The 2,720-nt window shown below is 68.1% G+C and carries 2 protein-coding genes; one reads left to right on the top strand and one right to left on the bottom strand.

Going from position 1 to position 2,720, the window contains the following annotated elements; all coding sequences use genetic code 11:
* On the top strand, positions 1–378 hold a 378-nt coding region (locus JOY90_RS36580), incomplete at its 5' end, for a transposase (protein WP_291695951.1).
* A 13-nt stretch (positions 379–391) separates the two neighbouring features.
* On the opposite strand, the gene JOY90_RS36585 is transcribed toward JOY90_RS36580, so the two are convergent.
* Positions 392–2,614 carry a glycoside hydrolase family 65 protein gene (locus JOY90_RS36585; protein WP_291695952.1) on the bottom strand — a complete coding sequence of 741 codons (2,223 nt, stop codon included), beginning with the start codon at positions 2,612–2,614 and terminating at the stop codon, positions 392–394.
* Between the last annotated feature and the right edge of the window lie 106 nt (positions 2,615–2,720).

Here is a 2,720-nt window from a genome sequence, read left to right on the forward strand (position 1 = left end):
ATCGTGGGTGCGATGAGCGTGGAGGCAGCAACCGATGCCGCCGTGTTCCACGCCCACCTCGACCAAGTGCTGCTGCCTGAGCTGCCCCGCACCAAGCCCGATGCGGTGCTGGTCATGGACAACTTGCCTGCCCACAAGGCCGCACAGGTCAGGACGCTGCTGGACCGCTCGGGCTTTGCTTACCGCCACCTGCCCGCTTACTCGCCGGATCTGAACCCGGTCGAGCCCGGCTGGGCCAAGGTGAAGGCCGGGTTGCGCCGTGCCGCTGCCCGCACGGTCGACGCGCTGCACGACGCGTGCGGCTCCGCCCTCGACGCCGTCACCCCGCAGGACCCGACAGGGTTCTTTCGCCACTGCGGCCATGGGCGTCCAGACTAACCCGCAAAATGCTCTAGATCGACGCCTCCAGCAGAGTGCCCGGGCTCAAACTCCGTTCGACGCCGGCAAGCCGTATCTCAATTGCCTCGCCCTCCAGCAGCTTGGCCTGCGCTGTCCCGCCTTCAATTCGGATGCCAACGGACCGGCCCCTCCAAAAAAAGCGGAAGGACAAGCAGCGCCAGCGGGGTGGGAGCCTGGGTTCGATCGCCGGTCTGTCACCCGTCAGATCGAGCCCGGCGAAGCCGAGCACCACGGCCTGCCACAGCCCACCCAGCCCGGCGATCCGTATCCCGCCGGAGCTGGTGGGGTCGAGTTCGAGGTCCGCAGCCGCGGCTTGGTAAAAGTAGCGAAGCGCCACGTCCGTGTCGCCAAGCCGTGCGGCCACCAGCGCATGGATGCCGGCGCTGAGCGAGCTGCCGTGCCCGCAGCGAGGCTCGTAGTGACGGAAATTCGCCCCCGCCGCCGCGCCGGGGAACTCGCCTGGCAGCAAGGCGAGCAGCGCCACCACGTCGGCCTGCTTGACCACTTGCGAGCGCTGCGTTCGCTCTCGGCCGAGCACCACGTCGATCGGCACTTTGCGGTCGGCATAGAGTGACAGATCGATCGGCTCTAGTTTGTGGTAGCCGGCAAACTGCTCGTAAACGCCGGTCGCCGGATCAAACCCGGTTACGATTCGCACGGCCGCGTCGCGCCAGTCGGCGAGTTCGTCTTCGGCGAGCGCGAGCTGGTCGCACAGCGCGGCGGCGCGGTCGGGCCAGCGTGCGCGCAGCCGGTCCAGAGCCTCGAGCGCCCGCGCAATGTTCCAGCGTGCCATCACGTTGGTGAAGGCGTTGTCGTCCACGTCCTCGTGGTACTCGTCGGGTCCGATCACGTGGCGGATGTGCCGTTCACCGTCCGCCTCCGCCACGGCGCGAGACGCCCAGAACCGGGCAGTTTCCAGCAGAATCTCCGCGCCGGCGCTCAGGAAGAAATCGTCGTCGCCCGTGGCACGCCAGTACTGCCACACCGCATAGGCGATGTCGGCGCTGATGTGCACCTCCATTCTGCCAGTCAAGATGTCGACCATCTCACCGTCGGGGCCCACCACCCGCTCGGGTGTGGCCTCCTCGCCCGTGTCGGCCGACTCCCAGGCGTACAGCGCGCCTTTGCAGCCCATGTGTGCCGCTTTCGCGCGCGCGCCGGGCAGCGTGTGGAAGCGGTACATCAGCATTGCGCGCGCGGCCTCCGGCCACGCCGCCGTGTAGAAGGGCAAGAGGTAGATCTCGGTGTCCCAGAACACGTGGCCGAAATAGGCGTCGCCGGTGAGGCCGCGCGCACCGACCGAGACACGCTCGTCGTCCGGGTTGGCAGCGCTGGTCAGATGGTACACCGCGAAGCGCAGCGCCTTCTGGGCCTCTTCGTCGCCCTCGATGGTGACATCGCCCGCGAGCCAGCGCTCTCTCCACGCGGATTCATGCGCGGCGAGCACGCCGCGCCAACCTAGCGAACCGCTCCGCGCCAGCGCCCTTTCGGCGACCGCGGCAGGATCGTCCGCCAAGCCGTCCGCGCGCGCAACCGCGACGACACGATCGAGTTCGACGACCTGTCCCGCAGTGGAACGCCAGCGCCAGACCCACCGTAGCGAGAATGGCCGCTCCGGGGCGAGCGGACTGCCTTCGGCCCGCAACGTGGCGGCGCTCGCCATCGCGACCGCCTTGTCTCCGCCTTCCGTGCGCCAGGCACCGAGATCCTGATCCAGCCGCAGCGGTTCCATGCCGAGCCCGGCCATGGGGAAATTGGCCTCCAGCAGCACGTCGACCCCGTCGCGGTCCAGCGCGAGCCACCCGACCTGCAGCGCCACCGCGCGGTCCGCCAATGACAGGAGCCGCAGCTCTCCGGCGGAGATTGTGACGCCCGATGGAGTTCGGTACTTGATCTCACCGAGGAGCACGCCGCGGCGCAAGTCGAGCCTGCGGACGCTGTCGAGGATCTCTCCGTCCCTTAGAAGATGCGGCTCGTCGTCCAGCACGACCCGGAGGTGCGACCAGTCGGCGACGGGCACGAGCTGAGGCACCTGGGGAACCGTGTTGGGCCTGTCGAACAGGCCGGCAACGTAGCAGCGCGGCCACGAGGCCCATTTGATGTAGCCGAGCCAGCTAACCCAGGTCGGTCCGCGACTGACCGCGCGCGCGGCTCGCGTTCCCAAAAATCCGTTGCCGAGCGCGAAGCGGGCTTCAACCGCGGTCTCGGTCAGCACATTGTAGCCTTCGTGACTCAGAACCCAACCGGGATCTCGGGTCGGTTCCAGTATATCGTACGTCCGTGCAGTCTCGGCGCCATTGGGGTCACCGCACCTGGCGTTC

The organism is Bradyrhizobium sp. (genome assembly GCF_019242285.1).
Classification (GTDB): domain Bacteria; phylum Pseudomonadota; class Alphaproteobacteria; order Rhizobiales; family Xanthobacteraceae; genus Bradyrhizobium.